At 45.3% G+C, this 26,988-nt stretch carries 23 protein-coding genes and 1 pseudogene; 15 read left to right on the forward strand and 9 right to left on the reverse strand.

What is annotated here, in order from left to right:
* The 9 genes and pseudogenes from tuf to rpoC all read left to right on the forward strand — a co-directional run.
* A pseudogene (gene tuf, locus AB6D58_RS07425) lies at positions 1-369 on the forward strand (elongation factor Tu); the annotation flags it as partial.
* 223 nt (positions 370-592) lie between these two features.
* Complete coding sequence (gene secE / locus AB6D58_RS07430; RefSeq protein WP_010435558.1) at positions 593-970, forward strand: preprotein translocase subunit SecE; 378 nt, start codon at positions 593-595, stop codon at positions 968-970.
* 13 nt (positions 971-983) lie between these two features.
* Positions 984-1,532 (forward strand): transcription termination/antitermination protein NusG, encoded by a 549-nt coding sequence (nusG, locus tag AB6D58_RS07435; protein WP_010435556.1) that lies wholly within the window; start codon positions 984-986, stop codon positions 1,530-1,532.
* Positions 1,533-1,745: 213 nt separating this feature from the next.
* Positions 1,746-2,174 carry a 50S ribosomal protein L11 gene (gene rplK, locus AB6D58_RS07440; RefSeq protein WP_010435555.1) on the forward strand — a complete coding sequence of 143 codons (429 nt, stop codon included), beginning with the start codon at positions 1,746-1,748 and terminating at the stop codon, positions 2,172-2,174.
* Positions 2,175-2,178: 4 nt separating this feature from the next.
* Positions 2,179-2,883: a 50S ribosomal protein L1 gene (rplA, locus tag AB6D58_RS07445; RefSeq protein ID WP_017060523.1), complete on the forward strand. Its 705-nt coding sequence runs from the start codon at positions 2,179-2,181 to the stop codon at positions 2,881-2,883.
* A 250-nt stretch (positions 2,884-3,133) separates the two neighbouring features.
* Positions 3,134-3,628, forward strand: coding sequence for a 50S ribosomal protein L10 (rplJ, locus tag AB6D58_RS07450; RefSeq protein WP_017060524.1), 495 nt, complete (start codon positions 3,134-3,136; stop codon positions 3,626-3,628).
* Between the two features lie 57 nt (positions 3,629-3,685).
* Positions 3,686-4,054 (forward strand): 50S ribosomal protein L7/L12, encoded by a 369-nt coding sequence (rplL, locus tag AB6D58_RS07455; RefSeq protein ID WP_017060525.1) that lies wholly within the window; start codon positions 3,686-3,688, stop codon positions 4,052-4,054.
* A gap of 235 nt (positions 4,055-4,289) precedes the next feature.
* Positions 4,290-8,318 carry a DNA-directed RNA polymerase subunit beta gene (gene rpoB, locus AB6D58_RS07460; protein ID WP_017060526.1) on the forward strand — a complete coding sequence of 1,343 codons (4,029 nt, stop codon included), beginning with the start codon at positions 4,290-4,292 and terminating at the stop codon, positions 8,316-8,318.
* Positions 8,319-8,410: 92 nt separating this feature from the next.
* Positions 8,411-12,613 carry a DNA-directed RNA polymerase subunit beta' gene (rpoC, locus tag AB6D58_RS07465; protein ID WP_017060527.1) on the forward strand — a complete coding sequence of 1,401 codons (4,203 nt, stop codon included), beginning with the start codon at positions 8,411-8,413 and terminating at the stop codon, positions 12,611-12,613.
* 330 nt (positions 12,614-12,943) lie between these two features.
* Here rpoC and AB6D58_RS07470 read toward each other — a convergent pair whose 3' ends face one another.
* Positions 12,944-13,441, reverse strand: a complete 498-nt coding sequence (locus AB6D58_RS07470) for an Rsd/AlgQ family anti-sigma factor (protein ID WP_032546263.1) — start codon at positions 13,439-13,441, stop codon at positions 12,944-12,946.
* A 165-nt stretch (positions 13,442-13,606) separates the two neighbouring features.
* On the opposite strand from AB6D58_RS07470, the gene nudC reads away from it, so the two are divergent.
* Together nudC and hemE are read left to right on the forward strand one after the other, a co-directional pair.
* Entirely contained in the window at positions 13,607-14,416 is an 810-nt protein-coding gene (nudC, locus tag AB6D58_RS07475) for an NAD(+) diphosphatase (protein WP_372156895.1), read from the forward strand.
* Positions 14,417-14,715: 299 nt separating this feature from the next.
* Positions 14,716-15,783, forward strand: coding sequence for a uroporphyrinogen decarboxylase (gene hemE, locus AB6D58_RS07480; RefSeq protein WP_017060530.1), 1,068 nt, complete (start codon positions 14,716-14,718; stop codon positions 15,781-15,783).
* 103 nt (positions 15,784-15,886) lie between these two features.
* Here hemE and AB6D58_RS07485 read toward each other — a convergent pair whose 3' ends face one another.
* Together AB6D58_RS07485 and AB6D58_RS07490 are read right to left on the reverse strand one after the other, a co-directional pair.
* Positions 15,887-16,480, reverse strand: a complete 594-nt coding sequence (locus tag AB6D58_RS07485; RefSeq protein ID WP_372103960.1) for a uracil-DNA glycosylase family protein — start codon at positions 16,478-16,480, stop codon at positions 15,887-15,889.
* Positions 16,480-17,406 (reverse strand): D-2-hydroxyacid dehydrogenase, encoded by a 927-nt coding sequence (locus AB6D58_RS07490; RefSeq protein ID WP_372156897.1) that lies wholly within the window; start codon positions 17,404-17,406, stop codon positions 16,480-16,482. Before AB6D58_RS07490 ends, AB6D58_RS07485 begins: the two co-directional genes overlap by 1 nt.
* 71 nt (positions 17,407-17,477) lie before the next feature.
* On the opposite strand from AB6D58_RS07490, the gene AB6D58_RS07495 reads away from it, so the two are divergent.
* Positions 17,478-18,065 (forward strand): YjaG family protein, encoded by a 588-nt coding sequence (locus AB6D58_RS07495; RefSeq protein ID WP_017062699.1) that lies wholly within the window; start codon positions 17,478-17,480, stop codon positions 18,063-18,065.
* Positions 18,066-18,145: 80 nt separating this feature from the next.
* Here the strand turns inward: AB6D58_RS07495 and AB6D58_RS07500 are convergent, their stop codons facing one another.
* The gene (locus AB6D58_RS07500) at positions 18,146-19,312 is read right to left on the reverse strand and encodes a CNNM domain-containing protein (RefSeq protein WP_017068860.1); all 1,167 of its coding nucleotides are present in this window, start codon (positions 19,310-19,312) and stop codon (positions 18,146-18,148) included.
* Positions 19,313-19,582: 270 nt separating this feature from the next.
* Here AB6D58_RS07500 and hupA point away from each other — a divergent pair, with 270 nt between their 5' ends.
* Positions 19,583-19,855, forward strand: coding sequence for a nucleoid-associated protein HU-alpha (gene hupA / locus AB6D58_RS07505; protein ID WP_004729753.1), 273 nt, complete (start codon positions 19,583-19,585; stop codon positions 19,853-19,855).
* A 47-nt stretch (positions 19,856-19,902) separates the two neighbouring features.
* Positions 19,903-20,601 (forward strand): DUF1481 domain-containing protein, encoded by a 699-nt coding sequence (locus AB6D58_RS07510; protein ID WP_372156900.1) that lies wholly within the window; start codon positions 19,903-19,905, stop codon positions 20,599-20,601.
* Positions 20,602-20,783: 182 nt separating this feature from the next.
* Here the strand turns inward: AB6D58_RS07510 and purD are convergent, their stop codons facing one another.
* Positions 20,784-22,073: a phosphoribosylamine--glycine ligase gene (gene purD / locus AB6D58_RS07515; RefSeq protein ID WP_372156902.1), complete on the reverse strand. Its 1,290-nt coding sequence runs from the start codon at positions 22,071-22,073 to the stop codon at positions 20,784-20,786.
* A gap of 133 nt (positions 22,074-22,206) precedes the next feature.
* Positions 22,207-23,799, reverse strand: a complete 1,593-nt coding sequence (purH, locus tag AB6D58_RS07520) for a bifunctional phosphoribosylaminoimidazolecarboxamide formyltransferase/IMP cyclohydrolase (RefSeq protein ID WP_372156904.1) — start codon at positions 23,797-23,799, stop codon at positions 22,207-22,209.
* Positions 23,800-24,124: 325 nt separating this feature from the next.
* Between purH and zntR the strand changes: the two genes are divergently transcribed.
* The gene (gene zntR / locus AB6D58_RS07525; RefSeq protein WP_017062704.1) at positions 24,125-24,565 is read left to right on the forward strand and encodes a Zn(2+)-responsive transcriptional regulator; all 441 of its coding nucleotides are present in this window, start codon (positions 24,125-24,127) and stop codon (positions 24,563-24,565) included.
* Positions 24,566-24,653: 88 nt separating this feature from the next.
* Here zntR and fis read toward each other — a convergent pair whose 3' ends face one another.
* The 3 genes from fis to prmA form a co-directional block, all read right to left on the reverse strand.
* Entirely contained in the window at positions 24,654-24,950 is a 297-nt protein-coding gene (fis, locus tag AB6D58_RS07530) for a DNA-binding transcriptional regulator Fis (protein WP_004729744.1), read from the reverse strand.
* Positions 24,951-24,973: 23 nt separating this feature from the next.
* Positions 24,974-25,942 (reverse strand): tRNA dihydrouridine synthase DusB, encoded by a 969-nt coding sequence (gene dusB, locus AB6D58_RS07535; RefSeq protein WP_032546269.1) that lies wholly within the window; start codon positions 25,940-25,942, stop codon positions 24,974-24,976.
* A gap of 140 nt (positions 25,943-26,082) precedes the next feature.
* A complete protein-coding gene (prmA, locus tag AB6D58_RS07540; RefSeq protein ID WP_009844690.1) occupies positions 26,083-26,970 on the reverse strand; it encodes a 50S ribosomal protein L11 methyltransferase in 888 nt (295 codons plus the stop codon).
* Positions 26,971-26,988: the final 18 nt, after the last annotated feature.

The raw sequence follows: 26,988 nt of genomic DNA on the forward strand, positions 1-26,988 counted from the left end.
GAGAACGTTGGTGCACTTCTACGTGGTACTAAGCGTGATGACGTTGAACGTGGTCAAGTACTTTCTGCGAAAGGTTCTATCAACCCACACACTAAGTTTGAGTCTGAAGTATACGTACTTTCTAAAGACGAAGGCGGCCGTCACACTCCTTTCTTCAAAGGTTACCGTCCACAGTTCTACTTCCGTACAACTGACGTAACAGGCGATATCACTCTACCAGAAGGCGTAGAAATGGTAATGCCAGGTGACAACGTTCAAATGACTGTTGAGCTAATCGCTCCAATCGCAATGGACGAAGGTCTACGTTTCGCAATCCGCGAAGGTGGCCGTACAGTTGGTGCTGGTGTTGTAGCTAAAATCTTTGCATAAGATTTGACGAACCACTAGTAAAAAGGGCATCATTTGATGCCCTTTTTCTGCGCTAAAAAAAGAGTTGGATGTTTTGACATCGATTTTTGCTCTTAGCAAAGAATTAAACGGTCTTTTTGACTAAAATGACTGTTAGATGTGTTGTTTTGCAACGCAAAGGAATGTGCCCTGCAACAGCGGGGTTATTGTCGTCTATATTTAAGACTTATCACAGGTTGGTTTTATGAAAGCAAACGCTGAAACTCCTGATAGCTCAGGTGCAGCAGATACAATGAAGTGGATTGTCGCTTTTGTTCTGTTGGCTGCTGCTGTTGTGGGTAATTACCTGTATGGTGAATTGTCTGTTGTAATTCGCGCTGCAGGTGTAGTTGTGCTGATTGCTGCCGCACTAGGCGTTGCAGCAACAACAACTAAAGGTAAAGCTGCGATCGATTTTGCAAAAGAATCTCGTATGGAGATTCGTAAAGTTGTTTGGCCTACTCGCCAAGAAACTATGCAAACTACATTGATCGTTTTAGCTGTATGTATTGTTATGTCTCTAGTGCTTTGGGGAATTGACGGCATTATGGTCCGTCTAGTTTCTCTAGCAACTGGGGTGTAGAGGGTTCTGATTCATGAGTGAAGCTCCAAAAAAACGTTGGTATGTAGTTCAAGCCTTTTCTGGCTTTGAAGGTCGTGTTGCACAGTCGCTACGCGAGCATATTAAAATGCACAACATGGAAGAACTATTTGGCGATGTGCTAGTACCTACTGAAGAAGTAGTGGAAATGCGTGCAGGCCAACGCCGTAAAAGTGAACGTAAATTCTTCCCTGGCTACGTATTAGTTCAAATGATCATGAATGATGAATCATGGCACTTAGTACGCAGCATTCCGCGTGTTATGGGCTTCATTGGTGGTACCTCTGATCGTCCTGCACCAATCACTGATAAAGAAGCTGATGCTATCTTGAACCGTCTAGAGAAAGCGAGCGAGTCTCCACGTCCTAAGACAATGTTCGAAGCGGGTGAAGTGGTTCGTGTGAACGATGGTCCATTTGCTGACTTCAACGGTACTGTTGAAGAAGTAGATTACGAGAAAAGCCGCATTAAGGTATCTGTATCGATCTTTGGTCGTGCAACACCGGTTGAGCTTGAATTTGGTCAGGTTGAAAAACTGGACTAAAACTCTAAGTTTTGAACAAGCTGTGGATAAATACTTCATAAGTTGTTCAAAATAAAAGAGTATAAAAAATCACCTTTTTAGGGTTGTTAAAGGCGCGAATTATGATTATAATTTCGCGCCTTTTTGCTTCTGTGGAAGTGAAAAAGAGTTAATTGAATTTATGGGGAGCTCGCCTTGCGGCTAGCGCATGTACCCAAAATATTAGGAAATATCATGGCTAAGAAAGTTGAAGCTTATATCAAACTGCAAGTTGCAGCTGGTATGGCAAACCCAAGTCCACCGGTTGGTCCTGCTCTAGGTCAACATGGCGTGAACATCATGGAATTCTGTAAAGCGTTCAACGCAAAAACAGAATCTGTTGAGAAAGGTCTACCTACTCCAGTAGTTATTACTGTTTACAACGACCGTTCTTTCACGTTCGTAACTAAGACTCCACCTGCTGCTGTTCTTCTTAAGAAAGCTGCTGGCGTTAAGTCTGGTTCAGGTCGTCCAAACACTGAGAAAGTTGGTACTGTTACTGACGCTCAAGTTCAGGAAATCGCAGAAACTAAAGCTGCTGATATGACTGGTGCTGACATCGAAGCAATGAAACGTTCTATTGCTGGTACTGCTCGTTCAATGGGCCTAGTGGTAGAGGGATAAGATCATGGCTAAACTTACTAAGCGTATGCGCGTAATCCGCGACAAAGTTGACTCAACTAAAGAATACGAAATCAGCGAAGCTGTTGCTCTTCTTAAAGAACTAGCGACTGCTAAATTCGTTGAGTCTGTAGATGTTGCTGTTAACCTAGGCATCGATGCTCGTAAATCTGACCAAAACGTTCGTGGCGCAACAGTGCTACCTCACGGTACTGGCCGTGACATCCGCGTTGCTGTTTTCACTCAAGGTGCAAACGCAGAAGCTGCTAAAGCTGCTGGCGCAGATATCGTTGGTATGGAAGATCTTGCTGAGCAAGTGAAAAAAGGCGAAATGAACTTCGACGTAGTTGTTGCTTCTCCAGATGCAATGCGTGTTGTTGGTCAACTAGGTACAATCCTAGGTCCACGCGGCCTTATGCCAAACCCTAAAGTTGGTACTGTAACTCCTAACGTTGCTGAAGCGGTTAAGAACGCTAAAGCTGGTCAGGTTCGTTACCGTAACGACAAGAACGGCATCATCCACACTACTATCGGTAAAGCATCTTTCGAAGCTAGCCAGCTTCAAGAGAACCTAGAAGCTCTTCTAGTTGCTCTTAAGAAAGCTAAGCCTTCTTCAGCTAAGGGTTCTTACCTGAAGAAAGTAAGCATCTCTACTACGATGGGTGCTGGTGTTGCTGTTGATCAAGCTAGTCTTGACACTCAAGCAAACTAATTTGCTTAGGCGCAGATTTAGTGTATACTTCTGCGCCTAATATTTGTGGTTGGGTGGTTTTAAAGCAATTTGAAATCATCTATCCCAAGACCGTAGGCGCTGTCGATTTTCATTAGATTATTGATAGCTTAATAAAACCTACGTAGGCGATGTTGTGGTTTGAAATGAATTTATTCATTTTTAAATAACATCGTAAACGCTCATTACATTTTGTATTGAGTGCTGTAATCACAACCAGAGGTTAATCCAAATGGCTTTAAATCTTCAAGACAAAAAAGCAATTGTTGCTGAAGTCAACGAAGCTGCCAGTGGTGCACTTTCTGCAGTTGTAGCTGATTCTCGTGGCGTTGAAGTTGGCGCAATGACTTCTCTACGTAAACAAGCTCGCGAAGCGGGTGTTTACATGAAAGTTGTTCGTAACACACTAGCACGCCGTGCGGTTCAGGGTACAGACTACGAGTGTCTAGTAGACACTTTCACTGGTCCAACTCTGATCGCGTTCTCTAACGAGCACCCAGGTGCTGCAGCGCGTCTTTTCAAAGACTTCGCTAAAGAGAACAAAGATTTCGAGATCAAAGCTGCTGCATTTGAAGGCGCAGTTACTGATGCTGAAGTACTAGCGACACTACCAACTTACGACGAAGCTATCGCACGCCTAATGATGTGCATGAAAGAAGCTTCTGCTGGCAAGCTGGTTCGTACTATCGCTGCACTACGTGACCAAAAAGAAGAAGCAGCGGCTTAAGCCTTGCTTTTCACTGGTTGCAAATTAAACTTATTGTTGACTTAAAAGAGAATTGTTATGTCTATTACTAACGAGCAAATCCTAGACGCAGTTGCAGAAATGTCTGTAATGCAAGTTGTTGAGCTTATCGAAGCTATGGAAGAGAAATTCGGCGTTTCAGCTGCAGCTGCAGTTGTAGCTGGTGGCGCAGCTGGCGGCGACGCTGCTGCTGAGCAAACTGAATTCGACGTAATCCTAACTGCTGCTGGCGCTAACAAAGTACAAGTTATCAAAGCTGTACGTGGCGCAACTGGCCTAGGTCTTAAAGAAGCTAAAGGTCTTGTAGACTCAGCTCCTGCAGCGCTTAAAGAAGGCGTTGACAAAGCTGAAGCTGAAGCTCTTAAAGCACAGCTAGAAGAAGCTGGCGCTTCTGTTGAAATCAAGTAATTATTACTTAATTTCATAGCCGCAAGGCTAATGGCTGGTGGTTTATTAACCACCGGCCTTTTTGCGCTGTAGGGCTATGACGAAATTTCCGCTGTTTAACCGTCATAATCCGAGCAAAAAAACAGTCATTTTTTCGAAATGATTGTTCACTACCACTAAACAGCTGTTTGTCACCACCCCCTCTGAAGAGTGTTTTGGGTGGTTTGGGTCACTTATCAGCGAGCTGAGGAACCCCATGGTTTACTCTTATACCGAGAAAAAGCGCATCCGTAAGGATTTTGGTACTCGTCCACAAGTTTTGGACATTCCATACCTGTTATCGATCCAGCTTGATTCTTTCGACAAATTCATCGAACAGGATCCAGAAGGTCAATACGGTCTTGAAGCTGCTTTCCGTTCTGTATTTCCAATTCAGAGCTACAACGGCAATTCTGAGCTGCAATACGTTAGCTACCGTCTTGGTGAGCCAGTTTTTGACGTTAAAGAATGTCAAATCCGCGGTGTTACTTACTCAAAGCCACTACGCGTAAAACTACGTCTAGTTATCTTTGATCGAGATGCACCAGCAGGTACTGTAAAAGACATTAAAGAACAAGAAGTCTACATGGGCGAAATTCCGCTTATGACAGACAATGGTACTTTCGTAATTAATGGTACCGAGAGGGTTATCGTATCCCAGCTGCACCGAAGCCCAGGCGTGTTCTTCGACAGTGATAAGGGTAAGACCCACTCATCAGGTAAAGTTCTTTATAACGCACGTGTAATTCCTTACCGTGGCTCATGGTTAGACTTTGAGTTCGATCCTAAGGATAACTTATTCGTACGTATCGACCGTCGTCGTAAGCTACCAGCATCGATTATTCTTCGTGCACTTGGTAAATCGACTGAAGAGATCCTAGATCTGTTCTTCGACAAGGTGAACTTCGAAGTTAAAGACCAAACTCTTCTTATGGAGTTGGTTCCTGATCGTCTACGTGGTGAAACTGCGTCATTCGACATCGAAGCAAACGGAAAAACTTACGTTGAGACTGGTCGTCGTGTTACTGCTCGTCATATCCGTCAACTTGAAAAAGATGGCGTTGAGCACATCGAAGTACCAGTAGAGTACATCGTTGGTAAAGTTGCATCTAAAGATTACATCAATGAAGCAACTGGCGAGATCATCGTTGGCGCGAACCAAGAGATTAGCCTAGAAGCACTTGCTAACCTGTCTCAAGCAGGTCACAAGGCTCTACAAACTCTGTTCACGAATGACCTAGACCACGGTCCATTCATGTCAGACACTCTACGCGCTGATAGCACAGTAGATCGCATCTCTGCATTGGTAGAAATCTACCGCATGATGCGTCCTGGCGAGCCACCAACAAAAGAAGCTGCAGAGTCTCTATTCGAAAGCCTATTCTTCTCTGAAGAACGTTACGACCTATCAACTGTAGGCCGTATGAAGTTCAACAGCTCTATCGAGCGTGAAGAAGAAGAAGAGCGCGGTACTCTGGATGAATCAGACATCATCGAAGTGATGAAGAAACTGATTGGTATCCGTAACGGTATTGGTGAAGTGGACGATATCGACCACCTTGGCAACCGTCGTATCCGTTCTGTAGGTGAAATGGCAGAAAACCAATTCCGTGTTGGTCTAGTTCGTGTAGAACGTGCCGTTAAAGAGCGCCTAAGCCTTGGTGACCTTGATGCAATCATGCCTCAAGATCTTATCAACGCTAAGCCGATCTCTGCTGCAGTTAAAGAATTCTTTGGCTCTTCACAGCTTTCACAGTTCATGGACCAAAACAACCCATTGTCAGAAGTTACGCACAAACGTCGTATCTCTGCTTTAGGTCCTGGTGGTCTTACTCGTGAGCGCGCAGGCTTCGAAGTACGTGACGTTCACGTAACTCACTACGGTCGTCTATGTCCGATCGAAACGCCTGAAGGTCCAAACATCGGTCTAATTAACTCACTATCTGCGTTTGCACGTTGTAACGATTACGGTTTCCTAGAAACTCCGTACCGTCGTGTAGTAGATGGTGTAGTAACAGAAGAAGTTGATTACCTGTCTGCAATCCAGGAAGGTCAATTCGTAATCGCGCAAGCAAACACCATTCTTACTGAAGAAGGTACGTTTGCAGATGAGCTAATCACAGCTCGTCAAAAAGGTGAATCTGGTCTTCACCCACGCGATCACGTTGACTACATGGACGTTGCGACAAACCAAGTAGTATCTATCGCTGCTTCGCTTATCCCGTTCCTAGAACACGATGATGCGAACCGTGCATTGATGGGTGCCAACATGCAACGTCAAGCTGTACCAACACTTAAGGCTGATAAGCCTCTAGTAGGTACTGGTATCGAACGTAACATCGCAGTTGACTCTGGTGTTACAGCGGTTGCTAAACGTGGTGGTCAAGTTCAGTCTGTAGACGCTTCTCGTATCGTAGTTAAGGTTAACGAAGATGAATTGGTACCTGGCGAAGCTGGTATCGATATCTACAACCTAACTAAGTACACGCGTTCGAACCAAAACACATGTATTAACCAACGTCCAACTGTACTTCCTGGTGAACCAGTTGCACGTGGCGATGTTCTTGCTGATGGTCCTTCAACAGACCTTGGTGAACTAGCTCTTGGCCAAAACATGCGTATCGCATTCATGCCTTGGAACGGTTACAACTTCGAAGACTCGATCTTAGTATCTGAGCGCGTAGTTCAAGAAGACCGTTTCACGACAATCCACATCCAAGAACTATCTTGTGTGGCTCGTGATACTAAGCTGGGTTCTGAAGAGATCACAGCTGATATTCCAAACGTAGGTGAGTCTGCTCTGTCTAAACTAGACGAGTCAGGTATCGTTTACATTGGTGCTGAAGTTAAGGGTGGCGACATCCTAGTTGGTAAAGTAACCCCTAAAGGTGAAACTCAACTGACTCCTGAAGAGAAGCTGCTACGTGCTATCTTCGGTGAGAAAGCATCTGATGTTAAAGATACTTCTCTACGTGTACCAAACTCTGTTTCGGGTACTATCATCGATGTACAAGTCTTCACTCGCGATGGCGTAGAGAAAGACAAGCGTGCACTTGAAATCGAACAGATGCAGCTTAAAGAAGCTAAGAAAGACCTAACTGAAGAGTTCCAAATTCTTGAGGGTGGCCTTCTTAACCGTGTTAAAGCTGTACTTCTGTCTGGTGGTTACTCTGAAGCTAAGCTTGATACTATCGGTCGTAAGCAATGGCTAGAGCAAGTTCTAGAAGACGATGCGCTACAAACACAGCTTGAGCAACTTGCTGAGCAGTGGGATGAGCTAAAAGCAGACTTCGATAAGAAGTTTGAAACTAAGCGTCGTAAAATCACTCAAGGTGATGATCTAGCGCCTGGCGTTCTTAAGATTGTTAAAGTTTACCTAGCGGTTAAACGTCGTATCCAGCCTGGTGATAAGATGGCCGGTCGTCACGGTAACAAAGGTGTAATCTCTAAGATTAACCCTGTTGAAGACATGCCATACGATGAGAAAGGTCAGCCTGTAGACATCGTACTTAACCCGCTGGGTGTACCATCGCGTATGAACATCGGTCAGATCCTAGAAGTTCACTTAGGTTTGGCTGCGAAAGGTATCGGTGACAAGATCAACCAAATGGTTAAGGAACAACAAGAACTGCATAAGTTCCGTGAGTTCCTACAGAAGGTTTACGATCTTGGTGATACTCGTCAGAAAGTTGATATTGCTGAACTGTCTGATGATCAAGTTCGTACACTGATCAAGAACCTACGTGGCGGTCTACCGATTGCTACTCCTGTGTTCGACGGTGCTTCTGAGTCTCTAATCAAAGAACTACTTAAACTGGGTGATCTGCCAGAATCTGGTCAGCTTAAACTGTTTGATGGTCGTACTGGTGATTCGTTTGAGCGTCCTGTAACTGTTGGTTACATGTACATGCTGAAACTGAACCACTTGGTTGATGACAAGATGCATGCTCGTTCAACTGGTTCTTACAGCCTAGTAACTCAGCAACCACTTGGTGGTAAAGCTCAGTTCGGTGGTCAGCGTTTCGGTGAGATGGAAGTATGGGCACTAGAAGCATACGGTGCTGCATATACTCTACAAGAAATGCTAACAGTTAAGTCAGATGACGTTAACGGCCGTACTAAGATGTATAAGAACATCGTAGACGGTAACCATAGCATGGAACCTGGTATGCCTGAGTCGTTCAACGTACTGTTGAAAGAGATTCGCTCGCTAGGTATCAACATCGAGCTAGAAGACGAAGAGTAATCCCTCCTTCTTTTTAAAAGAAGATAGGATTATTTGGTAAAAGGGAGCTTGCTACAGCAGTGAGCTCCTTTAACTCCTTACAGGAGCTGAATGTGAAAGACTTATTAAACTTTCTAAAAGCACAGCATAAGACCGAAGAATTTGATGCAATCAAAATCGGTCTATCTTCACCAGACATGATCCGTTCATGGTCTTTTGGTGAAGTTAAAAAGCCGGAAACAATTAACTATCGTACGTTCAAACCTGAACGTGATGGTCTGTTCTGTGCACGTATTTTTGGTCCAGTTAAAGACTACGAATGTCTTTGTGGCAAATACAAGCGCCTGAAGCACCGTGGTGTTATCTGTGAGAAGTGTGGCGTTGAAGTTACACAAACTAAAGTTCGTCGTGACCGCATGGGCCACATCGAGCTAGCTTCACCAGTTGCTCACATCTGGTTCCTAAAATCACTGCCGTCTCGTATCGGTCTACTAATGGATATCCCTCTACGTGATATCGAACGTGTTCTTTACTTCGAGATGTACGTAGTAACTGAACCAGGTATGACTGATCTAGAAAAATCTCAGATGCTTACTGAAGAAGAGTATCTGGATCGTCTAGAAGAGTGGGGTGACGAATTTACTGCTAAGATGGGTGCTGAAGCGATCAAAGATCTGCTTGCAACAATGGACCTTCATCAAGAAGTGGAAGAAATGCGCGAAGAGTTAGAAACGACTAACTCAGAAACTAAGCGTAAAAAAGTTACTAAGCGCCTGAAGCTAGTTGAAGCGTTCATTGCATCGGGTAACGATCCGCAATGGATGATTCTGACTGTACTTCCGGTTCTGCCGCCAGATCTACGTCCTCTAGTACCACTAGATGGCGGTCGTTTTGCGACTTCAGATCTGAACGACCTTTACCGTCGTGTGATCAACCGTAACAACCGTTTGAAGCGCCTTCTAGAGCTAGCTGCTCCGGACATCATCGTACGTAACGAAAAGCGTATGCTGCAAGAGTCTGTTGATGCACTTCTAGATAACGGTCGTCGTGGTCGTGCTATCACTGGTTCTAACAAGCGTCCTCTGAAATCTCTTGCTGATATGATCAAGGGTAAACAAGGTCGTTTCCGTCAGAACCTTCTAGGTAAACGTGTAGACTACTCTGGCCGTTCTGTAATCACAGTAGGTCCATACCTTCGCCTACATCAGTGTGGTCTTCCTAAGAAGATGGCACTTGAGCTATTTAAGCCGTTCATCTACAGCAAGCTAGAAACTCGTGGCATGGCTACGACAATCAAAGCTGCTAAGAAGATGGTAGAGCGCGAAGAAGCTATCGTTTGGGATATCCTGGACGAAGTAATCCGCGAACACCCAGTACTGCTTAACCGTGCACCTACACTTCACCGTCTAGGTATCCAAGCGTTTGAACCAGTACTAATCGAAGGTAAAGCGATTCAGCTTCACCCACTAGTGTGTGCGGCATACAACGCCGACTTCGATGGTGACCAAATGGCGGTACACGTGCCTCTAACTCTAGAAGCACAGCTTGAAGCACGTACACTGATGATGTCGACGAATAACATTCTGTCGCCAGCGTCAGGTGATCCGATCATCGTACCTTCTCAGGACGTTGTATTGGGTCTTTACTACATGACACGTGACAAGATCAACGTGAAAGGCGAAGGTATGTACCTTGCTGGCCCTGCTGAGGCTGAAAAGGCATACCGTACTAAGACTGCTGAGCTACACGCTCGCGTTAAAGTACGTATCACCGAAACTGTAGTAGACGAAGATGGTAACAGCACTACTGAAACGAAGATGGTTGATACAACTGTCGGCCGTGCAATGCTATGGCAAATCGTTCCAGCTGGCCTACCGTACAGCATCGTTAACCAAAAGTTAGGTAAGAAGCAGATCTCTACTCTTCTTAACGAGTGTTACCGTAAGCTTGGTCTAAAAGATACAGTAGTATTTGCTGACCAAATCATGTACGCAGGTTTTGCATACGCTGCACTTTCTGGTGTTTCTGTAGGTATCGACGATATGGTTGTACCTCAAGCGAAATACGATGAAATTGAATCTGCTGAAGAAGAAGTTCGCGAAATCCAAGAGCAATTCCAATCTGGTCTTGTTACTGCGGGTGAGCGTTACAACAAAGTTATCGATATCTGGGCATCTACGAATGACCGCGTTGCGAAAGCAATGATGGATAACCTATCTTCTGAAACAGTTATCAACCGTGACGGCGAAGAAGAACAGCAAGAATCGTTCAACAGCATCTACATGATGGCCGACTCGGGCGCACGTGGTTCTGCAGCTCAGATTCGTCAGCTAGCAGGTATGCGTGGTCTGATGGCGCGTCCAGATGGTTCAATCATCGAAACGCCGATCACAGCGAACTTTAAAGAAGGTCTAAACGTCCTTCAGTACTTTATCTCAACGCACGGTGCTCGTAAGGGTCTTGCGGATACAGCACTGAAAACAGCAAACTCGGGTTACCTAACTCGTCGTCTAGTAGACGTTGCTCAAGACGTTGTAGTACACGAACATGACTGTGGCACGCATGAAGGTATCGACATGATGCCTCACATCGAAGGTGGTGACGTTAAAGTTGCACTTTCTGAGCTTGCTCTAGGTCGTGTAGTAGCTGAAGACGTTCTTAAGCCTGGTACTGAAGATGTACTGATTCCACGTAATACTCTGATTGATGAGAAGTGGTGTCAAATCATGGAAGACAACTCAGTAGATAGCATGAAAGTGCGCTCTGTTGTTACCTGTGATGCAGACTTCGGTTGTTGTGCACAGTGTTACGGTCGTGACCTAGCACGTGGTCACCTAGTGAACCAAGGTGAAGCAGTTGGTGTTATCGCTGCACAATCTATCGGTGAACCGGGTACACAGCTAACGATGCGTACGTTCCACATCGGTGGTGCGGCATCTACTGCAGCAGCAGAGAACAGCATCCAAGCTAAGACAACTGGTACTGTGAAACTTCACAATGCTAAGTTCGTAGTTAACAAAGATAAGAAACTGGTTATCACTTCTCGTGCATCTGAGATGACGATTATTGATGAATTCGGCCGTACTAAAGAGAAGCACAAACTTCCTTACGGTTCGATGCTAACCAAAGGCGACAACGCAGCAGTTACTGCTGGTGAAGTTGTAGCTAACTGGGAAGCGCATACCATGCCAATCATCACTGAAGTGGCAGGTCGTATCCAATTCGTAGATATGATCGATGGTATTACAGTTTCTCGTCAAACTGACGATCTAACGGGTCTTTCTTCAAGTGAAGTTACAGACGCAGCAGCTCGCCCAGCAGCAGGTAAAGATATGCGTCCAGCTATCAAACTTGTTGATGAGCAAGGTAACGACGTAATGATCCCTGGTACTGATATGCCAGCTCACTACTTCCTACCTGGCAAAGCGATTGTAAACATCGAAGATGGCGCTGAAGTTGGCATCGGTGACACACTATCTCGTATCCCTCAAAAATCGAGCGGAAACAAAGATATCACCGGTGGTCTACCACGCGTAGCTGACCTATTCGAAGCTCGTAAGCCTAAAGAGCCTGCGATCCTTGCTGAGCACACAGGTACTGTGTCTTTCGGTAAAGAAACGAAAGGTAAGCGTCGTCTAGTAATCACTCGTGAAGGCGGTGACGCTTACGAAGAGATGATTCCTAAGCATCGTCAATTGAACGTGTTCGAAGGTGAGAAGATTGAACGTGGTGATGTAATCGCCGACGGTCCTGAAACTCCACACGATATCCTGCGTCTACGTGGTATCCACGCAGTAACTCAGTACATCGCGAACGAAGTTCAAGAAGTTTACCGCTTACAAGGCGTAAAGATTAACGATAAGCACATCGAGACTATCGTTCGTCAAATGCTACGTAAGTGTACAATCACTCATTCTGGTGACTCTCCGTTCCTACCTGGCGAACAAGTTGAGTACCACAATGTTAAGATTGCTAACCGTAAGCTAGAAGCTGAAGGTAAAGAACTAGTACGTTTCGAACGTGATCTACTAGGTATTACTAAAGCATCTCTTGCAACTGAGTCATTCATCTCAGCTGCATCGTTCCAAGAAACGACTCGCGTACTAACAGAAGCTGCGGTTTCTGGTAAGCGTGATGACCTTCGCGGTCTGAAAGAGAACGTAATTGTTGGTCGTCTGATCCCAGCTGGTACTGGTTTCGCATACCACCAAGAGCGTCAAAAACAACGTGAAGAAGAGCAAGAAGGTCCTTCAGCTGAACAAGCTACTGACAATCTAGCAGCACTTCTAAACGCTGGTTTCTCTTCAGAAGAGTAAGCTCTACGAGTAGTCTCTAAGAGATAAGAAAAAGGCACCTTCGGGTGCCTTTTTTGTATCTGGCGTATTGGTATTTAGCTATGACTTATAAAGTGATAGGTGTGCTTATCTAGCTGGTGAGGTTGGATTTATGTCCTGAAGAGTGCTCTTTGAGGCCAGTAAGATAAAGGGTAGAGATGACTAGGCTGATTAGGGCTGTAACCATATGCTTATGGCTAAAGGTCAGGGCGAGCGAGTAAGCTCTGTCTGAAAGGTTCTGGGTAGTTTGGATAACCTTACAGACAAAACAAAAAGCTTGCACAGAGGCAAGCTTATTAAGGATTCGGCTAACTAAGCGCCTGGTGGAATAGCTAAACTGTCTGCAATAAGCTGGATAAGATTATCTTCTACTTCAAAACGTAGTTCGAGTAGTTCACCTACTTTGGACATATCTCCTTCGAAGTTAGGCAACTCATCGTCTGCATTTACTTTAACGTACTTATCATTGAATTCTAGAAGCGGCTCGGTTGTAAGTACGATCTTCGCGTAAGTTGTATCAATCTCGTCATTGGTTTTAAAGCCTGTTGCTTGCCATTTTTTCATGACCATATCGTAGATCTTAAAATGACCCTCTGAGATATAATCGACAACATGATCACAGAATGAGCTTATTTCTTTAGGGGAAGGGAGTTCAACAACGTTTGATTGCCCGTTGCTAGCTGGCTGCAAGGCACCTAGCTTACAATACTCAACGATTAGAGACTGTCGAGTTTCGAGCCAATGATCGATGACCTCATTAGAGCCACCCCATTGTTCTTGTATTTGTTTGAATTTATTTAGCATGACCATGTCCTCATGATCTGATCACAACCTTGTGATCAAGTAATTGCCTAAGCAGGGTCCGTTTTATTGGTAGCTACTAAAAGTAATAGCTTGAAATATTCTCTGCTACAACTCTAGTATGAAATTAGATTGCCAGTAAAATGAACGAACTGCAAGCAATGAGGCATAGGGATGTTAAAAAAAAGTGATAACAAAATGACAGAGCAAGCTTATTGGTGCGTCGTTTCTGGTAGTGATATTTGGGTTAATAATGATCAGTTTCCGTTTGGCTCTGCTGAAGAGCTTGGGCTGAGTGTGGAGCATGCAATCTGTATTGGTCAGCATCAAGGTCGCAAGGTGTATTGGCTCAACGATTGTGATGTGGAGAATGAGCTGAGCATGGTCAGCCTAAGAGAGTTACTGCACTGGCCTGAAGTGAGTTTCTTGACTGCAAGCAAAGCCATCCAATATGGGCATATGACTCAAAGTATGCGTTTTTGCCCTCAGTGTGGTGGTCGAAATCATCTCAACCATAACCAGGTGGCGATGCAGTGTGGAGATTGCCGCACACTTCATTATCCTCGTATCTTCCCGTGCATCATTGTCGCTGTACGAAACGACAACAAGATATTGCTTGCGCAGCACCCAAGACATAAGACAGGTATGTATACCGTGATAGCGGGCTTCCTAGAGGTCGGAGAGACCTTAGAGCAGTGTGTGGCAAGAGAAGTCAAAGAAGAAACGGGTATCGATGTCGATAATATTCGTTATTTTGGCAGCCAGCCATGGGCGTTTCCATCGAGTATGATGATGGGCTTTCTCGCAGATTATGCTGGTGGTACGCTCAAGCCTGACTACAGCGAGCTATCGGATGCTCAATGGTTTGACGTAACAAGCCTGCCTGATGTTGCTCCTGTTGGAACCATTGCGAGACAGTTGATTGAGAAAACCGTTGATGACGTGATTAAAGATGGTGTGACTGAGCAGATACTAGAGCACTAATTTGCCTGTGATAGTATTTGGCCTATGGGTGATCAAAAGCTAAAAAAAACCCTCCACAAGTGGAGGGGGTAAGTAAGATGTCGTTATGAGATGCTGAGTAGTGACTACTCAGATGTTATAATTGTAATTTTCGCTAGCGAACAAATTTTTAACATGCTCCCGTAATTGGGTGCAAATTAAGCATTGATTTAAAAGTTAATAACTTGATCTAGGTTGCAAAGCACAAAGCTTTTACCCTTCAATCAGTGTTAGAATACTTGCCATCAAAACTAGACAAGATTGAATTGGAATTTAACGGAATGACCGAATTAAAAAACGATCGCTATTTACGCGCACTTTTAAAACAGCCTGTTGATTACACACCGGTATGGATGATGCGCCAAGCTGGCCGCTATCTTCCTGAATACAAAGCAACGCGCGCTGAAGCGGGCGATTTCATGTCTTTGTGCAAAAACGCGGAACTGGCATCAGAAGTAACACTTCAACCTTTACGTCGTTTCCCGCTTGATGCGGCAATCTTGTTCTCAGACATCCTAACTATCCCTGATGCAATGGGCTTAGGTTTGTACTTTGAAACAGGTGAAGGCCCTAAATTTGAGCGTCCTATCACGTGTAAAGCTGACGTAGAGAAGATTGGCCTACCAGATCCAGAAGGTGAGCTTCAATACGTAATGAATGCCGTTCGTCAGATCCGTAAAGACCTGAAAGGCGAAGTGCCACTGATTGGTTTCTCTGGTAGCCCATGGACTCTAGCGACATACATGGTTGAAGGTGGAAGCTCTAAAGCATTCACTAAGATCAAGAAGATGATGTACGCAGAACCACAAACGCTGCACCTGCTTCTAGACAAGCTGGCTGACAGTGTTATCGAATACTTGAACGCGCAAATTAAAGCGGGTGCTCAATCGGTAATGGTATTTGATACATGGGGTGGTGTACTGACTCCTCGTGACTACAACCTATTCTCACTGCAATACATGCACAAAATCGTTGATGGCCTAATCCGTGAAAACGAAGGTCGCCGTGTACCGGTTACTCTGTTCACTAAGAACGGCGGCATGTGGCTTGAGTCTATCGCAGCAACAGGTTGTGATGCGGTTGGTCTAGACTGGACAATCAACATCGCAGATGCAAAAGCTCGCATCGGCGACAAAGTTGCTCTGCAAGGTAACATGGATCCTTCAATGCTTTACGCTCAACCTGAACGTATTCGCGAAGAAGTGGGCAGCATCCTTGAAGGCTTCGGTGACGGTGGTACAGGTCATGTATTTAACCTAGGCCACGGTATCCACTTAGATGTACCGCCAGAGAATGCTGGTGTATTCGTTGACGCTGTTCACGAATTGTCTAAGCCTTACCACAAGTAATTCTGAGTAAGATTATTGAAAGCGCTGTTGGGAAACCAACAGCGCTTTTTTATTGTCTGAAATTGGCATTTGATGGCGGTTTAATCTTATTGTGTGCAGTTAATCAGGCATTTGGATCATGGTAGGCCAAATGCTCTGAGATGTGTTTCCTGATATAAGGAATGACTTCATTTTCAAACCAAGGGTTCTTCTTGAGCCAGATATTATTGCGTGGCGAAGGGTGGGGTAATGGCAAAAACTCAGGCGCCCACCTTTGCCAATCACGCACGGTTTCGGTCAATGTGCTGGTGGTTTTGTTTGTTAGGTAATGGTTTTGTGCGTACTGGCCAATCAGCAGTGTCATTTGAACATTGGGTAGAGATTGCAGCACTTTGTTGTGCCAAAGCTCCGCGCACTCTTTGCGTGGTGGGAGATCACCACTTTTCCCTTTCCCCGGATAACAAAACCCCATAGGCACAATCGCGACTTTTTGCTCGTCGTAAAAAGTATCGCTATCTATCCCTAACCATCCTCTTAATCGTTCGCCACTGGCGTCATTCCAAGGGATGGACGACTCATGCACCTTGATACCCGGCGCTTGACCTATGATCAGCAAGCGCGCGTTTGGATGCGCTTGAATCACCGGGTTGGCACCGTGTGATAGGTGAGGCTCACAAGCTCGGCATTGTCGAATCTCTTTAAGTAACGAAGAGGACATCAGTAACCTTTATCAAAATCGATGACATGATTAAGTGTAAAGCCATCTCGCCACTGTTTGTAATTCTCTGCGAAGATCTCGACTACTTGTCTTGGCTCACTGAGTGCAGCGATGTGTGGAGTGATGGTGACTTGCGGTAGTTTCCAGAAAGGATGTTCCTGAGAGAGGGGTTCACTTTCAAACACATCTAAAAATGCGTGTTCTACCCATCTGTTTTTTATGGCGAGCAACAAGGCTTTATTGTCGATACTTTCCCCTCGACCGACATTAAACAGCAACACATTAGAGCAGTAACCTAACGTGGTTTGGTTCAACAGCTGATAGGTTTCAGCGGTTGATGGCAAGGTGTTGACCACAATATCGGCCTGCTTAAGGGCAGCCTCTATCTCATTGATGTGGAAAGTCTCTTTAAAGGTTTCTTGTTTGGATGGGATACCCGTACGGTTGACACCTATGGTATGAATACCAAAAGCCGCCGCGGTTTTTGCCAAATGACTGCCGATTGAACCTGTTCCTAAAATCACCATAGTTTTGTCAGTTAGGCTAGTATAAAGCTGTGGCTGCCAGTTTCGTTGTTGTTGATGCTGGTGGTAATGAGGGAAGTGTCTACAGTGACTGATTGTGTAACCCAATACGTATTCTGCGATAGCCGGGCCAAAGATGCCTTTGACGTTGGTTAGCGTATAGTCCTGACGCAGATCTGGCTGAGTGAGTTTATTGATTCCAGTATAGGTACTCTGTACCCAGTCTAGCTCTTTAAACTCGCTGAGGCGTTCTGCGATTAGAGGTGGTGACGCCAAGACAATCTGTGCTGATTCGGGGTTTTGAGTGATTTCTAGGTCGGGTAAATCCTGGTTTAGAATCAGTTGCGTATAGGTATCGTCATGCTCAGTAAGAATATAGAGCTTATTCGTAAAATTGTTCATCGGCTTACCTTTTCCCCCCAGGGTTTATCAAGTACACTTTCGCTGTCTTTTTCTGCAATTATTGAGTGACTATGCTTCAGAATCCACTGCAGGTTCGTCTTGAAAAGTTAGAACCTTGGCAACAAATTACCTTTATGGCGTGTCTATGTGAGCGTATGTACCCTAACTATGCCATGTTTTGTGAGAATACAGAATTTGCGGAAGCTCGAATCTATCGTGATGTTTTGGATAGCATTTGGGAAATCCTGACGGTTAAAACAGCAAAGGTGAACTTTGAGCGTCAACTTGAGAAGGTTGAAGAGCTATTCCCTAGCGGTGATGATTTTGATTTTTATGGTGTTTACCCAGCAATGGACGCATGCCAAGGCCTAGCAACGCTAATTCATGGTCTGCTTGACCGTGAACATATGTTGGAAGCGGTAATTAAAGTGAGTCAACAATCGGTGAAGACGGTTGCTGAGCTTGAGTTTGCTCAAGGCGCTGAAGAAGTGACGAACGAAAACCAGAAAGAAAACGAAGCGGTATGTGAAGAGTGGGACGTTCAGTGGGCCATTTTCCGACCTTTACGTGAAACGACTGAGCGTGACTTAGAGTTGATCAAAGACCTACGCCACGAACTGCGTGAAGACCCAGTCAGTAACATTGGTGTTGCGCTATAATTCGCAATTGCACCAAGGTACGAATAAAAACAAAGGCTCCCTAGGGAGCCTTTGTGGTATCTGACGGTATCAAATTGAGATTAAGCGTCTTTTTTGTCTTCGTTCTGCACTTTGTCTTTTGATGCGTCGTCGTCATTCGTTGATTTTGCATCTGAAGAGTCGTTGTCTGCTGGAGTTTCTTCCTCTAGCTCGTCCTCGTCATCGCGGTTTTCGATAACACCGTGTGTCTCTTTCCACTTCTCCCAGCGTTGGAACGCCAGTTCTTGCATATCAGTCGTCTTATCCGCTTCATCGACAATCTCTTCGCCCACTAGGTGCTCAAAGATGTCTTCTAGGGTGATGATGCCCTGAATAGTGCCGTATTCGTCCACAACTAAAGACAGTTGCAGGCGGTTTGCCATCATCTGGTCAAAGGCTTTAGCCAAGCCCATGTTGTTCAGCAACACGTGGATAGGGCGCATTACTTCACCCAGAGCTTTCTCACCACAACCGGCTTGCTGCAATCTAAACAGCTCTAAGCGGTGAACAAAACCGATGATGTTGTCACTCTGCTCGCTGTAAACCAGCGGGCGTGAGAATGGCGTGTCTTTATGTTGTTCTAGGAAGGTATTGACACTCATTTCCGCATCAACACGGAATACCACTGGGCGCGGCGTCATTATTTGAGTCACGGGTACATCTTGAATACCCAGTAGGTTGCTCAGGATTTTTGATTCGCCTTCTGCAAACTCGCCGCTCTCTTTTGCCAAAATCGCCATTGCAGATAGCTCATCACGCATTTTTGGTGCTTGGTGGCCACGAGCAAGACGTTTGGTGATCTGTTCTGAGAACCAGACAAACGGTGTTAGGAAGAACACCATCCAGCGCAGCACGCTTGCCGAAGCAGGGGCAAGTTGACGCCAGTAGGTTGCACCAATGGTCTTTGGAACAATCTCAGATAATACCAAGATACCTAGCGTTAGCACGGCAGAGAAGACACCTAACCATTGGCTACCAAAAACGACAGCCGCTTGTGCACCTGCTGTCGCAGCACCGATAGTATGGGCGATGGTGTTGAGCGTTAAAATTGACGCAAGCGGGCGGTCAATATCTGTTTTCAGTTTGTCTAAAGACTCTGCTGCAGGGTGCCCATTTTGTTTTAGTTGAGCAATGTAGCTCGGACTAATACTCAAAAGTACAGCTTCCAAAACAGAACAAATGAAAGAAACTCCAATAGCAATGGAGACGTAAATAGATAGCAGCAGCATGTTTGCCCTTAAATTAAATTGTACGCTTTAGCAGCGATTCAGAGTGGATTATAGTGAAAAAGTAGTGGCTAGGTCATCATTAATTTTGCTCTCAGCCCCTTTTAAACAAGGGCTTGCTTAATAAAATCAGTAACAAATTGTGAGTTATTACTCATATTATGGCTAAAACTACGGCATTAGAGCTAAAGATCGACGACAAACCTTTGCCACATGGGGCATTTATGTTTTAGAGTGAATTGAATTCAAAAATACAAAGAAGGGAAACCTAAAATGAACAAGACTCAATTAATCGACTTTATTGCTGAAAAAGCGGACCTTTCTAAAGCACAAGCTAAAGCTGCTCTAGAAGCGACTCTTGGCGGTGTTACAGATGCTCTTAAAGATGGCGATCAAGTTCAGCTAATTGGTTTTGGTACTTTTAAAGTAAACCACCGTGCAGCTCGCACTGGTCGTAACCCAAAAACTGGTGATGAGATCCAAATCGCTGCTGCAAATGTTCCAGCATTTGTTGCAGGTAAAGCGCTGAAAGATTCAGTGAAATAATCTAAACTGTACCGAGGTAGTCGTATTCCACCTCGGTACAGGTTTTTATGAAAAAAGCATTTCTTCTCGTTTCACTATTATCTACATTTCTTATTGGCTGTTCTTCAACAAGCCCTCGCAAAAACCTAGAGCAATTTGAAACTCATACCGGCGGCCAAGTCATGGGCGACGCGACAAGTTTCTACTGGGTTACAAACAAGCTAACACAACCTCATACTTCAGCTGACTACGTCACTGTCGGCGATTACGGCTGGTACCAAACTGATTATGCTTGGTCAGAAGGCGTGCTTCGAGAATTCATTCGTGAAGGCGAGCAGCGTAACTCTTCGAATGAGCTGGTTCCTTATCGTGTCCATGTGCGTTTCAATAAGTCAGGCGAAGCTGTGTATCAACAGTATCGTATTGATAGCAAAATCTTACCTATCCAAGCTAAGCAACTCGAAAACTACCAGAAAGAAGCTAAGTCGGTTCTAGAGACTACGATGAAGCAGAATGACGAAGGGCTCAGACTGGTTCAGGGTTACTGGGATGGCAGCTCTTTTAAGGCGTGCGCTGGTGGTGAATTTGATCGCATTGAATTTAACCAGACCTTACCAAGCTTCGTGATCGACCGATTGGCATCAGTGGAAAGCTATGCGGCGTTTCTTGGCAGTGACTTACTCGGTAAGATGAGCGTAGAAGAGTTACTGATGCTGGCTGAAGACAGTCATGATTGTGTCGTGAGGCCATCGTTGCTGAAAGAATAGAAAGCAATCAAAGAATTAAGAGTATTTGGCCTACTGTAGGCTAAGTGCCTATTTGTCTGTACAAATACAGATTCTTGTGTAAATGAGATAATAAAAAGGCGCCTATTGAGGCGCCTTTTTCTGTTATTCACTTGCTGTCATTTGCTTACTGTTATTGGAAAGTAAGCGAGCAACAAGATTGTTTACTGCTCTTGTTCGCGCGCAATCGCACGGTAACCAATATCATTGCGGTGGAACATACCATTCCAGCTAACTTGCTTCGTCAACGCGTAAGCGCGCTCTTGAGCCTCAGAAACCGTATTGCCCAGTGCTGTTGCACAAAGTACACGACCGCCGTTTGTCACAACGTCGCCAGCTTCATTATTTGTCGTACCCGCGTGGAAAACCTTTTGGCCTTCAACTTCGCTTGTTGGTAGTGAAATAACGTCACCTTTTGCGTAGTCAGCAGGGTAACCGCCAGCCGCAAGAACAACACCGATAGAAGCGCGTGGATCCCACTTCGATTCTGCTTCGTCGAGCTTCTCGTCGATAGCCATTAGGCAAAGTTCAACAAGGTCTGACTCCATACGCATCATGATAGGTTGCGTTTCAGGGTCGCCAAAGCGGCAGTTGTATTCGATAACTTTAGGTGTGCCGTCAGCATCGATCATTAGGCCAGCGTAAAGGAAACCTGTGTAAGGTGCGCCTTCTGCGTCCATACCACGTACCGTTGGGTAGATAACTTCCTCAAGGATACGGTTGTGGATTTCTGGAGTTACAACCGGCGCAGGAGAGTAAGCACCCATGCCGCCCGTGTTCGGCCCAGTGTCTTTGTCGCCAACACGTTTGTGATCTTGGCTGGTGGCCATAGGAAGAACGCTAGAACCGTCAACCATTACGATGAAGCTTGCTTCTTCGCCTTCAAGGAACTCTTCGATAACCACGCGGCTGCCAGCTTCGCCAAATGCGTTGCCCGCTAGCATATCTTTGATTGCGTCTTCAGCTTCTTCAAGGGTCATCGCAACGATAACGCCTTTACCCGCCGCAAGACCGTCAGCTTTTACTACGATTGGAGCACCTTGCTCACGTACGTAAGCGATAGCTGGCTCAATCTCAGTGAAGTTTGCGTAGTAACCCGTCGGGATGTCATGACGAGCTAGGAAGTCTTTAGTGAATGCTTTTGAACCTTCAAGCTGTGCTGCTGCTTGAGTTGGACCAAAGATAGGAAGACCTACTTCGCGGAATGCGTCAACCACACCAATAACTAATGGTGCTTCAGGGCCAACGATAGTCAGTTCGATTTTTTTCTCTTGAGCAAACGAGACTAAACCAGCGATGTCTTCAACGCCGATGTTTACGTTCTCAAGTTTCGGCTCAAGTGCAGTACCTGCGTTACCTGGAGCAATGAATACTGTTTCAACGTTTGGGTTCTGTGCTGCTTTCCAACCTAGTGCGTGCTCACGACCGCCGGCACCAATAATTAATACATTCATGTTTTAAACCTTCAATCAAAATTGATAGTAGTAGAACTAGAAAATATCTGAGCAACACTAAATGATAGTGTTGCTCATCTCGGAGCGCAGCGTTCTCGTTTCCCGTAGCGAAGCGCTCTCGTATCTTTTCTTTCTAGTGGCGGAAGTGACGCATGCCCGTAAAGATCATCGCCATGCCGTGTTCGTCTGCTGCTGCGATAACTTCGTTATCACGCATAGAGCCGCCCGGTTGGATAACACACTTGATGCCAGCCTCTGCAGCCGCGTCGATACCGTCACGGAATGGGAAGAATGCGTCAGATGCCATTACACAACCTTCAACCTGTAGACCTTCGTCTGCAGCTTTGATGCCTGCGATTTTCGCAGAGTAAACGCGGCTCATTTGGCCAGCGCCTACACCAATAGTCATGTCGCCTTTCGAGTAAACGATAGCGTTAGATTTAACGTATTTCGCTACTTTCCAGCAGAATAGGGCGTCTTTTAGCTCTTCAGCTGTAGGTTGGCGCTTAGAAACCACTTTAAGGTCATCTTCAGATACCATGCCTTGGTCGCGGTCTTGAACTAGCAAACCACCGTTAACGCGTTTCACGTCAAAGCCAGTTGTCTTCGTTGTCCACTCACCACACTCAAGTAGGCGAAGGTTTTTCTTAGCCGCTACGATTTCTACTGCTTCAGCAGAAACTGATGGTGCAATGATAACTTCAACGAATTGACGCTCAGTGATAGCCGTTGCTGTTGCAGCGTCTAGCTCACGGTTGAAAGCAATGATGCCGCCAAATGCAGACGTTGGGTCTGTTTTGAATGCACGGTCGTAAGCTTCTAGGATGTCTTCACCTAGTGCAACACCACATGGGTTAGCGTGCTTAACAATCACACATGCTGGCTGGTCGAACTCTTTCACACACTCAAGTGCTGCGTCAGTGTCAGCGATGTTGTTGTAAGAAAGGGCTTTACCTTGAATCTGGCGAGCAGTAGACACTGACGCTTCTTCAGGGTTTGCTTCAACGTAGAATGCGGCTGCTTGGTGGCTGTTCTCACCGTAGCGCATGTCTTGCTTCTTCTCGAACTGTTGGTTGAACGTGCGAGGGAATTTACTCTCTTCATCGCCTTCCTTGTTCGCGCCGTAGCTAGGAACCATAGTGCCGAAGTAGTTAGCGATCATGCCGTCGTAAGAAGCCGTGTGCTCAAATGCCGCGATAGCGAGATCGAAGCGAGTCTCTAGTGTTAGAGATTGCTCGTTCGCGTCCATTTCAGCGACAACGCGCTCGTAGTCGTGTGCGTTAACAACGATCGTTACGTCTTTGTGGTTTTTCGCTGCAGAGCGAACCATTGTTGGACCACCGATGTCGATGTTCTCAACAGCGTCAGCAAGGGTACAACCTTCTTTAGCAACGGTTTCTGCGAATGGGTATAGGTTTACAACAACCATATCGATAGGGTTGATACCGTGAGTTTCCATCACGTCATCATCTTGACCACGACGGCCTAGAACACCACCATGAACTTTTGGGTGCAGAGTCTTAACACGGCCATCCATCATTTCTGGGAAACCAGTGTAGTCAGATACTTCTGTAACAGAGATGCCTTTTTCAGCAAGCAGGCGAGCAGTGCCACCGGTAGATAGGATATCTACACCACGGTTAGCAAGAGCTTGTGCAAATTCAACGATACCAGTTTTGTCTGATACGCTGATTAGAGCGCGGCGAATTGGACGAGCGTTATTCATGCTTCCATCTTCCTCAAATTCATGGGGTTAAAATAAAGATATTTGCCAAAAAAGAACTTGTTTCTATCTTCTTAGCGTGGATTATCTTAGATACCAGTAAGAGATAAAATATTGGCCAGTTTTGGTAAAGACCTTTTGGGTTAGTCTTATGATTAAGCTATAAGATAACCAACTCCAAATTTGATGGCGCAGATTCTAACTAATTTATTACAAAAAAGCTCGCGCAATCGTTTGGCATCTCAAAATTAATTATGAAAAGTGCCATTTCAGCCTGAAAAGTAACGATAAGGTTAATTGTGGAATGGACGAAACAGTAGGAAAAAACATGTTTCAGATCGGTGAATTAGCGAAGCGATGCGGTGTGACAGCCGATACCTTGCGATTTTATGAAAAGAATAACCTGATCGCGCCAGCCAGTCGCAGTGACTCGGGTTATCGCCTGTATGATGAAAATAACCAGAAACAGGTGACGTTTATTCTCAAATCTAAAGCGTTGGGGCTGAGTTTGGACGAGATTAAAGAATTGCTTGAGATTCGCCTCGAGGCCACACAGCACAGTTGCGCTGAAGTGAAGTCGATTACCTCAGCAAAGCTAGAGATGATTGATGAGAAGATTACCGAGTTAACTAAGATTCGCACCGCACTTAAAAAGATTAATGATGCGTGTTGTGGTCACGTAGACGATGATGCAAGCCATTGTTCGATTCTAGCAGCCTTGGACTCAGCAAACGTCGACAAAGGTCGCTGCTGTCGCACTGGAGAGTAATCAGCGACTATCACGGATCGACAAGCCAAAAAAAAGCCAAACTCAACAATGAGCTTGGCTTTCAATTCAATAAATTACGAAAGAACGATTAGTTCATGCCGTATTTTTTAAGTTTCTTGCGAAGAGTACCGCGGTTAATACCCATCATGGTTGCTGCGCGAGTTTGGTTACCGCGAGTGTACTGCATGATAGTGTCTAGTAGTGGCTGTTCAACTTCAGCTAATACTAATTCGTATAACTCGCTGACTTCTTGACCGTTTAATTGAGCAAGGTAATTTTTCAATGATGCTTTAACTGAGTCACGTAGTGGCTTCTGCGTGATTTGGTCTTGTGATGTAACTGTAGTTACTGTCAATGCTTCTGAAGTCAGATTTTGTTCGAACATATTCGGTCTAGCTCTTCTCGTAATTATGGTGCAACGTTATCAAAAAAACCTTCTAGCGCTTCAAGCTGCAGATCACCTGCTTCGAATGCGTTGAAGGTACGGCGAAACTCACTCGCTTGTTCATGTTCTTTTAGATACCAACCCACATGCTTACGAGCGATGCGAGGGCCTAAAAACTCTCCATAAAATTCATGTAGAGCGTGGACATGACCAAGCATGATGTCTTTCACTTCCGAAATCGGGAGTGGGTCCATCGTGGTGCCGTTTTCCAAATAGTGTAGGATTTCGTTAAAAATCCAAGGACGTCCTTGGGCAGGTCGACCTATCATTAAAGCATCAGCGCCGGTGTACTCCAGCACAAACTTCGCTTTTTCCGGACTATCGATATCACCGTTAGCGATAACCGGAATAGATACTGCTTGTTTCGCTGCTTTAATGTGTTTGTATTCTGCCTCACCTTTGTACATACAAGCGCGAGTTCTTCCATGGAGCGCAAGAGCTTGTATGCCGCAGTCTTCGGCTATTTTCGCGATTTGGACACAGTTTCTATTGTCTGTATCCCAGCCTGTGCGCGTTTTCAACGTTACTGGAACGTCGACAGCATTTACCACTGCTTTCAGAATGTCTTCAATGAGTTCTGGATGCTGCAGTAAAGCTGAGCCCGCAAGCTTCTTATTCACTTTTTTGGCTGGACAACCCATGTTGATATCGATGATTTGCGCACCGTTATCGACATTAAATTGAGCAGCCTCGGCCATAAGCTGTGGATCTGCACCAGCGATTTGTACTGAACGAATGCCCGATTCGCCTTCATGTACCATACGCTGCTGAGACTTTGACGTTTTCCAAACTTTCGGATTGGAGGACATCATTTCACTGACTGCCATCCCCGCACCGTAGCGAAGACACAACTCACGGAATGGTCTATCCGTTACGCCAGCCATAGGAGCGACGATTAGATTGTTCTTAAGTTGATAATTTCCGATTTTCAAAAATGTCATCACAGTTCTGTACCAGCAAGGGCGCGCATTTTACGCATTTTTTCGCTGCGTGAAAAGACTAATATTTGAGCATTTACAATTTGTTTTTGTAATTTGTTTAAATTTCAGTCAATTAGCGCCCAAAGTCTTGTCTAGCCTTGCTTGCGACCTGAGATTCGACACCATTCTTGTTGCTCAATGATCGGATCAATGTGAAGCTCATCACGATAATAAGTCGCAACATCTTCTGCTTGTGTATCTAAAACACCCGACATCGCAAGTACACCATTTGGCTTAACTAGGCCTTTGATGATGCCAGAAAGGTCGCGTAATGGACCCGCAAGAATGTTGGCAACAACAACGTCTGCTAGCAAACCTTCCGGTTGATCTTGTGGTAAGAACACCTCTAGTTGCTCAGCAACGCCATTGCGTTGTGCGTTGTCTTTTGATGCAAGCAGAGCTTGAGGATCAATATCGATCCCGATAACTTTTGCCGCGCCTAGTTTGATCGCAGCGATCGCTAGGATGCCTGAGCCACAACCGAAGTCGATCACGGTTTTGCCTGTCAGGTCTAAGCCCTCAAGCCACTCGAGACACAATGCCGTTGTCGGGTGAGTACCTGTACCAAATGCAAGGCCTGGGTCTAGCATTACGTTAACAGCGTCAGGTTCAGGGATATCGCGCCAGCTAGGGCAGATCCATAAACGCTCACCAAACTTCATTGGGTGGAAGTTATCCATCCATTCACGTTCCCAATCCTTGTCTTCAATTTGCTCTACTTTATGAGCAAAGTCTGCAGGGAACATGTTGCTTGCTTTAATCTGCGCTAGAACGACACCAGTATCAGTCTCAGCGTCGTAAAGCGCGAGAATGTCAGTATCACCCCAAAGGCGAGTTTCACCCGGCAGAGGCTCAAATACAGGGGTATCTTGTGCATCCAGGAAAGTTACAGAAAGAGCACCAGTCTCTTCCATTAACATGTCGCCGATTTGTTCGGCATTTTCATTGGTAGCATTAAGCTTGATTTGAATCCAAGGCATGGCTGCATCTTCTATATG

This window comes from Vibrio sp. 10N.239.312.D08, assembly GCF_041466145.1.
Taxonomy (GTDB): Bacteria; Pseudomonadota; Gammaproteobacteria; order Enterobacterales; family Vibrionaceae; genus Vibrio; species Vibrio crassostreae_C.

What these genes read in the sequence shown, in the direction of transcription:
- secE (WP_010435558.1), top strand. Translation starts at nt 593, where the DNA reads ATGAAAGCAAACGCTGAAACTCCTGATAGCTCAGGTGCAGCAGATACA.
- nusG (WP_010435556.1), top strand. Translation starts at nt 984, where the DNA reads ATGAGTGAAGCTCCAAAAAAACGTTGGTATGTAGTTCAAGCCTTTTCT.
- rplK (WP_010435555.1), top strand. Translation starts at nt 1,746, where the DNA reads ATGGCTAAGAAAGTTGAAGCTTATATCAAACTGCAAGTTGCAGCTGGT.
- rplA (WP_017060523.1), top strand. Translation starts at nt 2,179, where the DNA reads ATGGCTAAACTTACTAAGCGTATGCGCGTAATCCGCGACAAAGTTGAC.
- rplJ (WP_017060524.1), top strand. Translation starts at nt 3,134, where the DNA reads ATGGCTTTAAATCTTCAAGACAAAAAAGCAATTGTTGCTGAAGTCAAC.
- rplL (WP_017060525.1), top strand. Translation starts at nt 3,686, where the DNA reads ATGTCTATTACTAACGAGCAAATCCTAGACGCAGTTGCAGAAATGTCT.
- rpoB (WP_017060526.1), top strand. Translation starts at nt 4,290, where the DNA reads ATGGTTTACTCTTATACCGAGAAAAAGCGCATCCGTAAGGATTTTGGT.
- AB6D58_RS07470 (WP_032546263.1), bottom strand. Translation starts at nt 13,441, where the DNA reads ATGGTCATGCTAAATAAATTCAAACAAATACAAGAACAATGGGGTGGC.
- nudC (WP_372156895.1), top strand. Translation starts at nt 13,607, where the DNA reads ATGTTAAAAAAAAGTGATAACAAAATGACAGAGCAAGCTTATTGGTGC.
- hemE (WP_017060530.1), top strand. Translation starts at nt 14,716, where the DNA reads ATGACCGAATTAAAAAACGATCGCTATTTACGCGCACTTTTAAAACAG.
- AB6D58_RS07485 (WP_372103960.1), bottom strand. Translation starts at nt 16,480, where the DNA reads ATGTCCTCTTCGTTACTTAAAGAGATTCGACAATGCCGAGCTTGTGAG.
- AB6D58_RS07490 (WP_372156897.1), bottom strand. Translation starts at nt 17,406, where the DNA reads ATGAACAATTTTACGAATAAGCTCTATATTCTTACTGAGCATGACGAT.
- AB6D58_RS07495 (WP_017062699.1), top strand. Translation starts at nt 17,478, where the DNA reads ATGCTTCAGAATCCACTGCAGGTTCGTCTTGAAAAGTTAGAACCTTGG.
- AB6D58_RS07500 (WP_017068860.1), bottom strand. Translation starts at nt 19,312, where the DNA reads ATGCTGCTGCTATCTATTTACGTCTCCATTGCTATTGGAGTTTCTTTC.
- hupA (WP_004729753.1), top strand. Translation starts at nt 19,583, where the DNA reads ATGAACAAGACTCAATTAATCGACTTTATTGCTGAAAAAGCGGACCTT.
- AB6D58_RS07510 (WP_372156900.1), top strand. Translation starts at nt 19,903, where the DNA reads ATGAAAAAAGCATTTCTTCTCGTTTCACTATTATCTACATTTCTTATT.
- purD (WP_372156902.1), bottom strand. Translation starts at nt 22,073, where the DNA reads ATGAATGTATTAATTATTGGTGCCGGCGGTCGTGAGCACGCACTAGGT.
- purH (WP_372156904.1), bottom strand. Translation starts at nt 23,799, where the DNA reads ATGAATAACGCTCGTCCAATTCGCCGCGCTCTAATCAGCGTATCAGAC.
- zntR (WP_017062704.1), top strand. Translation starts at nt 24,125, where the DNA reads ATGTTTCAGATCGGTGAATTAGCGAAGCGATGCGGTGTGACAGCCGAT.
- fis (WP_004729744.1), bottom strand. Translation starts at nt 24,950, where the DNA reads ATGTTCGAACAAAATCTGACTTCAGAAGCATTGACAGTAACTACAGTT.
- prmA (WP_009844690.1), bottom strand. Translation starts at nt 26,970, where the DNA reads ATGCCTTGGATTCAAATCAAGCTTAATGCTACCAATGAAAATGCCGAA.